We start from the raw sequence: 6851 nt of genomic DNA on the forward strand, positions 1-6851 counted from the left end.
CGTTTAATAACAGGCAGTGACGTATCTTTCCCGGTGTTTTCTGCAACAACGGTACCTCACCCTGCCGTTTCAAAATACCGGATACGGAGCGGCTTTACCCGCTGCTTTCGCAATCCTGTTTGCCTTTGCGCAGCCCGCCAAAATAACTTTTATCAAGTCCGACGGAACCATCAAAAACTTTATCTGCTTGAAGCGTTAAATGGCAGGCAACAACCTGACGGGTTTTACGGTAAACAACGCTGCTGCATTGGGGTGGATATCCAATAAACCGGCAGCCGGACGGGCAGTAACTCCGGGTACAAAAACCCAAGTTGTTTTTTTTGTACTTTTTCAGATAATTTACAGTGTGTTATCTTCATTTTCGAATGGGTAACACAACTGCCAGTCTAATACAGCCCCCAAACTTTATTTCACCTGACCATTGCTGAATCTGGCGAACCGTCCCTTTGCCTGTCCGACGGGAGGGGGCTAGGGTGAGGATGGCCGTTGGGCTTCACCCATCTGAATCTTCCCCGAAAATCACACCACGATAATCAGCGGTAAGCACACGCCCATGCATCCGTATACTCGGGCAGTTTGTCCAAATAAGCAGCCAGCGCGTCATATTGTGCGGCGGCGGAATTCAAACGGTTGATTTCCCGGCGGGTTTCGATTCCTTCAGGCATGGCATCAAGATACCAGCCGATGTGTTTGCGGGCGGTTCTCAGGCCGCTTTGTTCGCCGTAAAATTCGTGTACGGCGCGGATGTGGGCAAGCACGGTATCACTGCATTGCTTGAGCGGCAAGGCTTCAGGCAGCGTACCGTGTTCGGTGAAATGTTGCAAATCGCGAAACAGCCACGGCTGCCCTTGTGCGCCGCGGCCAATCATCACACCGTCGGCTCCGGTTTGCTTCAATACTGCGGCGGCTTTTTGCGGCGAAGTGATGTCGCCGTTGACCCATAACGGAATGTTCAGACGGCTTTTGACTTCGGCAATCAGTTCGTAACGCGCTTCGCCCTGATACATCTGTGTGCGCGTGCGGCCGTGTACCGCCAGCGCGGCAATGCCGCAATCTTCGGCAATGTGTGCGATGGCGGGCAGGTTTTGATGTCCGTCGTGCCAGCCCAAACGTGTTTTCAAGGTCACGGGCACATTTACTGCTTTCACCACCGACTGCAAAATCCCGGCCACCAGCTTCTCGTCTTGCAACAACGCGCTGCCCGCCAATACATTACAGACTTTCTTTGCCGGACAACCCATATTGATATCAATCACTTGCGCGCCAAGCTCAACATTATAACGCGCGGCTTCGGCCATCTCCTGCGGCACGTTGCCGAGAATCTGCACCGCCACCGTACCGTTTTCGCCGGAAAAATCGCTGCGGTACAAGGTTTTTTTCCTGTGGCGCAACCGGGGATCACTGGCCACCATTTCACAAACCGCCCACCCTGCGCCGAATTCGCGGCACAAACGGCGGAAAGGCTTGTCGGTAATACCTGCCATGGGGGCGAGGGCGAGGGGGGTATCGATAGAATATACGCCTATTTGCATGTTGGCCGCCATGGTTGAAAAGGCTCTGATTGTACAATTTTTAAGCAGTTTTTCCAATCGGTTTTACACAATAAAAGCCGTCTGAAAGCTGGTTTCCAGTTTTCCGGACGGCCTCAGATTATTGTTTGGCAGCCATCATCGCGCAGGATGGGTAATCCGCCGACACGGTTTGAAAGATCCGGGAAACAGCCAGATTTTTTCAAACCCGACTGCTTGCACATCAATGCACACCCTATGCATTTTCCTTCTGCACCGCTGTCACCGCAAACAACGGCACCAATAAATCAATAATCAGGTTTTCAAACAAGGGAGTATCAATCGGTGATTCGCCGTCACGGCCGAACACCAAGGCCACTTCGGTGTAACTGCATTGTCCCATATGGCCTTTTTTATCGTAATATTTTTCAGCAGCTGCCTTTTTCGCCTGTTCCCAGTCCTGCTTTTTAGCATAGGCTTCAGCAGCTGCCAAGCTGGTTTTGGCGAAAAACGGCAAAGGCCGACTTTGGCCGATGTTATAGTATTCCAGCCATGTTTGCAGGATTTGATGCGCGGTTTGGCGGTCGATTTCGGGATAAACCACCGTTTCTTCGCCCGATACCCGATACGTCAGGCCGCTTTCGCTTTCAGACGGCCTCACGGCATTAAATAAGATATGCTCCAGCAGCAAGGCAATGCGCTCGGGGGCGTTGGGCTTTTTATTGCGGAACACGATTTGGCCGCATTGATACACATGATTCAAGCTGCCGATTAAAGTTTGCTTGTTGAACGCCAATTCGTAGGCAGACGGCGGCACTTTCGGGCTTTCGAGCAAATCTTGGTCAATCTGCTTGGCGGCGGCTTGAAAACGCTGCTGCCACAAGCCGCCCAATTCACCGGCAGGCAACAGGCTTTCAGCGTTGAGCTTGGTTTCGACGGCGGCAAAATCCTGCCGCTGCCGCCGCGCTTCCAGATAGGCATCGGCGATTTTTTCGTCCTGCTCCGGCTCAAACGGCTCGGCGGATTCCCATGCTTCATCGCGGTACGGTTCGCGCCAACCCAAAGCGTTGCGCAACCATGCTTTGACGGGATTCTTCCAAAAGCCGATGAATTCGTTTTGCGTGACAATGGCCTGCGGCTCGCCTTCCCTACCCAAGGGTTGAATGAAAAACGGCGTCATCTTTTCAGACGGCCTGTATGCCGCATCATTCAAGGCTTGGGCGTAATCGCGGCGCGTGCTGATAAGCTTGCTTGAATCTTGCTGCGGCTGGAAATAGCGCGTTGAGAAGGCTTGCAGCGGATGTTGGCGTACCCAGTTTGCCAGCAAATCTTTGCTGCGCCGTCCGGTCATTTCAGCAACGGTATCGATGAGTCCGCTCAATAAGGCCGACGGGGCAAGCTCGGCATCATTGACAATACTGCGGCCGATATACGACAAATATAGAATCTCACGCGCGCTGATGATGGCTTCGAGAAAGAGATAACGGTCGTCGTCGCGGCGGGCGCGGTCGCCTTTTTGCGGATGTTTGGCAATCAGGTCGAACACGGCAGGTTTGGTGTTGCGCGGAAAATCGCCATCATTCAAACCTAATAAACACAACACTTTAAACGGCAAGCTGCGCATCGGTACCATGCTGCAAAAGGTAATGCCGCCGCGCAAAAATCCGGCTTGGCTCTCGCTGCTCAAAAAGCGGCTGATATGGCGGATAACGGTGTGCTGCGGCAACAGGCCGTCTGAAAATCCTGATAATTCAACTTCTTCCTGCCATTTCACCAAGGCTTGCTCGAATTGCTGCGCAGCGTATTGGTCGTCATCGCCCAAGGCAAACAGGCCGTCGCGCAACCGACGCACGCGTTCAATCCATTCGTCCGCCGTGGCGGCAGTTTGCCATGTTTGCGCGGTGTCGGCCAAGGTCTGCATAAAGGCGGTAAAGCGGCTGAACACGGCAAGCTGGTTGACATCGCTATGCCACGCGCTGACGTTTTGCCACATGCCGTCACCGCCTTCGGGCAGCATCCAGCCAAGAACCATGCGCGACAAAGCCTGTTGCCACGTAAATAAATTATCGGCCGCGCCACGCATGTGTTCATCTAATCCCCAATGCACGTTGAGTCCGGCGATGGTATCGTGCAACAGCGGCAAATCGTCGGGACTGAGTTCAAAGCGGTTTTGCACCAAGCTGCTGTCGAGCAGCGGCAAAACTTTATCGACTTCGAAACGGCTTTCCAATAAATCCAACACCTGCTTCAGCGCGTAAAAAAACGGCTGGCGGCGGCTGAGTTTCACATCGGAAACAGAATACGGCAGGGCTTGCGTACCGTCTGCCGCACGGCCGAACACGGCTTCGATAAACGGGCTGTACGGCTCGATATCCGGCATCAATACGGCAATATCGTGCGGCTGCCAGTCGGGATGTCCGTGCAGAATATGCAGCAGTTGGTCTTTCAGAATTTGCAGTTCGCGCAAGGGGCTGTGTGCCGATACCACACGGATGGAGCCGTCTGAAAGCAGCGCATCTCCGTCTTCGGCGTGCGCAGCCTGCCTGTGGCGCGGCAGTGAGAGCGTTTGAATGTCGTTTTGCAAGCAGTGCAGCAAGGTCGGTTCACCGCTGTCTTCGGTTTCGTACACCGGCGTTTCCATTTCGGTTTCCGACAGAAAATCAAAAAAATCGCGTCCCTGCTTACCCAACGAAGCCAACAGCGGATGGCCGGTTTGACTCAAATCGACATCGTCATCGCTTTTTAAAATCTTCGCCGCCTCAATCACATTGCCCCAATGCTGTTCGCTCGGATTGAGCGCAAAGACAAACACATCGCAATGCTCAGAAATGGCCTGCAAAAGCTGCAAATACATCGGCGCCATGGTGGAAATACCGAACACGAAAAAGCGTTCGGGCAGGTTTTGTGACGATAAATTGGCCAGCAAGGTTTCCCACAAGGCCACACGGTGCGGGGCGGTTTGTCTGCCGTCGTCGAGAAAACGCCATAATTGCGCCTGCCAGATTTCGTCTTCACCCAAATCCAGCAATTTGCCTGCCTGCCACGCATCAATCCATTGCGGGCGGTATACCAAATATTGGTCAAAAATATCTGCCAGTTGTCCGGCCAAATAATAATCTGCCGATTTGCTGCTGCGTAAATAACTTTGCAGCTTGTCGCGCACGGTTTCAAATTCTGAGGCAGCCTGAAATGCTTCACTGCGGAACAATGCCAACAAACGCCAGCGCATCAATTCAGGTGAAAACGGGCTGAGCGCAGGCACATCGGGAATCAGCTCGCGCATCAGCCGCCATGTCAAACCGGCAGGCAGGCTGAATCTCAAATTTGCCGCCACGCCCAGCTCTTTCGCTAAATAGCTGCTCAAATAACGGCGCATGCCCTGGCTTTGGACAACGATTTCTTCCGCCGTCAGCGCGTGTTTCAAGGGATGGAGCTGCTGAATCCGGCCGAACAAGGCAGCGAGCGATTCAAGGCGGTTGGATTGATAAAGATAAAACATGGCGTTGGTTCAAGCAGATAAAAAGTTGATGATGAATTATAAGGCTGTCTGAAACTTTGTTGCGGTTTATTTTCAGACGGCTTTTTCCATAAAATACGGAATTTCAGTATTCATGCCAAATTCATTTTGAAATAAGGACATATATTCTGAGACATCGCTTGATGCCGCCATATCGAATCATAAATTTGCCTTATATCAGATTCATTCGCATTTTTATGGATACTGTATTTATTTAAAAAAAGGCAGTCACTATATATAATAGTGGCTTTTTAATCTATTCGGAAAATCATATGACCCCTACCCCATCTGCGCCCCAAGCAGCGCAACAGGCCAACCGCCGTTATCTGACAGTATGGCGATGGCATTTTTATGCAGGATTTTTTGTCGCGCCTTTCCTAATTTTGCTGGCCGCCACCGGCTTGGCCATGCTGCTGTTTGCCAACATCAGCGGCCGCGACGGCGAACGGATTCACGTTACGCCGCAAACGGTTGTCCGGCCTTTATCGGAGCAAGCCGAAGCGGCGCGCGGTGCGTTACGATCTGAAACGGCTTCCGTGGTGCAATACATCGCGCCGCGTGCTGACGATATGGTGGCAGTGTTTCGTGTCAACGATGACGGCAAGGCGATGATGGTGGCGATTGATCCTTACACGGCGCAGCCGATCAAAGTGTTTCCGCGCCATCAGGATTGGTATCATTTGATGGACGAAATCCACAGCGATATCCTACTGGGCAAGTTTGGCGATTATTTATTGGAAACCGCCGCTTCTTTGACCATTTTGCTGATTATTACCGGCATTTATTTGTGGTGGCGCAAACAAGGCAGTCTGAAAAATATGCTGTTACCGAAAATCACTTCCGGCCGCTCGGCTTGGCGCAGCATTCACGGCGCAGCCGGCGCATGGATTTCGCTGGTTTTATTGTTGTTTTGCTTATCTGGCATTGCATGGGCGGGTATTTGGGGTGGGAAGGCCGTGCAGGCTTGGAGCCAATTTCCGGCAGGCAAATGGGGCGTGGCGCCCAATCCCGAATCTGATATGGCGAACTACGGCCAATTGCTCAACGACGGCAAAACCAAAGAAGTCCCTTGGGTATTGGAGCTGACTCCCATGCCGCAATCAGGCACGACTTTAGGCAAAGACGGCATTAATCCTGCCGAACCGATAACGCTGGAAACGGTTGACCGTTACGCGCGCGAAATCGGTTTTCAAGGCCGCTATCAACTGAATCTGCCACAAGGCGAAAAAGGCGTCTGGACGCTGTCGCAAGATTCAATGAGCTACGATGCCAATAGTCCGTTTATCGACCGCACTGTACACCTTGACCAATACAGCGGCAAGCAGTTGGCCGATATCCGCTACGATGATTACAATGCGTTTGGCAAATTCATGGCCGTCAGCATCGCGCTTCACATGGGTACGCTGGGCTGGTGGAGCGTGGCGGCCAACATTGTGTTTTGCCTGACGGTGATTTTGATGTGCGTGAGCGGCTTTGTGATGTGGTGGAAACGCCGCCCGAACCACGCCGTGGGCTTGAATCCGCCATCAAACAAAGCAGAATTACCTGTTTGGTGGGCAATGGCCTTCCCGCTGTTACTGGTAGCGTTGCTCTTCCCTACCGCCGTCATCGCGATTTTGGTGATTGCGGTTTTGGATTTTATGGTGTTGTCGCGTATTCCGGCTTTGAAAAAATGGTTTAAATAAAACGGAAATAAGAGGCCCGCAGATTCGCATAGCAAGTACAACTTTTGATAACAGAAAAAGGTCAGTATGCGGCAGCATACTGCCTTTCCCGACAAGAAAGATTGCATATCAGCCGCACACAACCGACCTTAGAGCAAAAAT

Annotated in this window: 3 protein-coding genes and 1 pseudogene; 1 reads left to right on the forward strand and 3 read right to left on the reverse strand. The window is 52.2% G+C overall.

All coding sequences use genetic code 11. The features are described from left to right. The 3 genes and pseudogenes from C7N83_RS17140 to recC form a co-directional block, all read right to left on the reverse strand. A pseudogene (locus C7N83_RS17140) lies at window positions 1–359 on the reverse strand (IS1595 family transposase); the annotation flags it as partial. A 174-nt stretch (window positions 360–533) separates the two neighbouring features. After that, window positions 534–1532, reverse strand: coding sequence for a tRNA dihydrouridine synthase DusB (gene dusB, locus C7N83_RS12425; protein WP_106743030.1), 999 nt, complete (start codon window positions 1530–1532; stop codon window positions 534–536). A 232-nt stretch (window positions 1533–1764) separates the two neighbouring features. Next, window positions 1765–5007 carry an exodeoxyribonuclease V subunit gamma gene (gene recC, locus C7N83_RS12430; RefSeq protein ID WP_106743026.1) on the reverse strand — a complete coding sequence of 1081 codons (3243 nt, stop codon included), beginning with the start codon at window positions 5005–5007 and terminating at the stop codon, window positions 1765–1767. Between the two features lie 290 nt (window positions 5008–5297). On the opposite strand from recC, the gene C7N83_RS12435 reads away from it, so the two are divergent. Further along, window positions 5298–6710 (forward strand): PepSY-associated TM helix domain-containing protein, encoded by a 1413-nt coding sequence (locus C7N83_RS12435; protein ID WP_106743028.1) that lies wholly within the window; start codon window positions 5298–5300, stop codon window positions 6708–6710. Window positions 6711–6851: the final 141 nt, after the last annotated feature.

It is taken from the genome of Neisseria iguanae (assembly GCF_003013245.1).
GTDB lineage: Bacteria > Pseudomonadota > Gammaproteobacteria > Burkholderiales > Neisseriaceae > Neisseria > Neisseria iguanae.

Bases quoted from the DNA above. Each gene is read 5' to 3' on its own strand.
- C7N83_RS12435 (WP_106743028.1), top strand. From the start codon at position 5,298: ATGACCCCTACCCCATCTGCGCCCCAAGCAGCGCAACAGGCCAACCGC.
- recC (WP_106743026.1), bottom strand. From the start codon at position 5,007: ATGTTTTATCTTTATCAATCCAACCGCCTTGAATCGCTCGCTGCCTTG.
- dusB (WP_106743030.1), bottom strand. From the start codon at position 1,532: ATGCAAATAGGCGTATATTCTATCGATACCCCCCTCGCCCTCGCCCCC.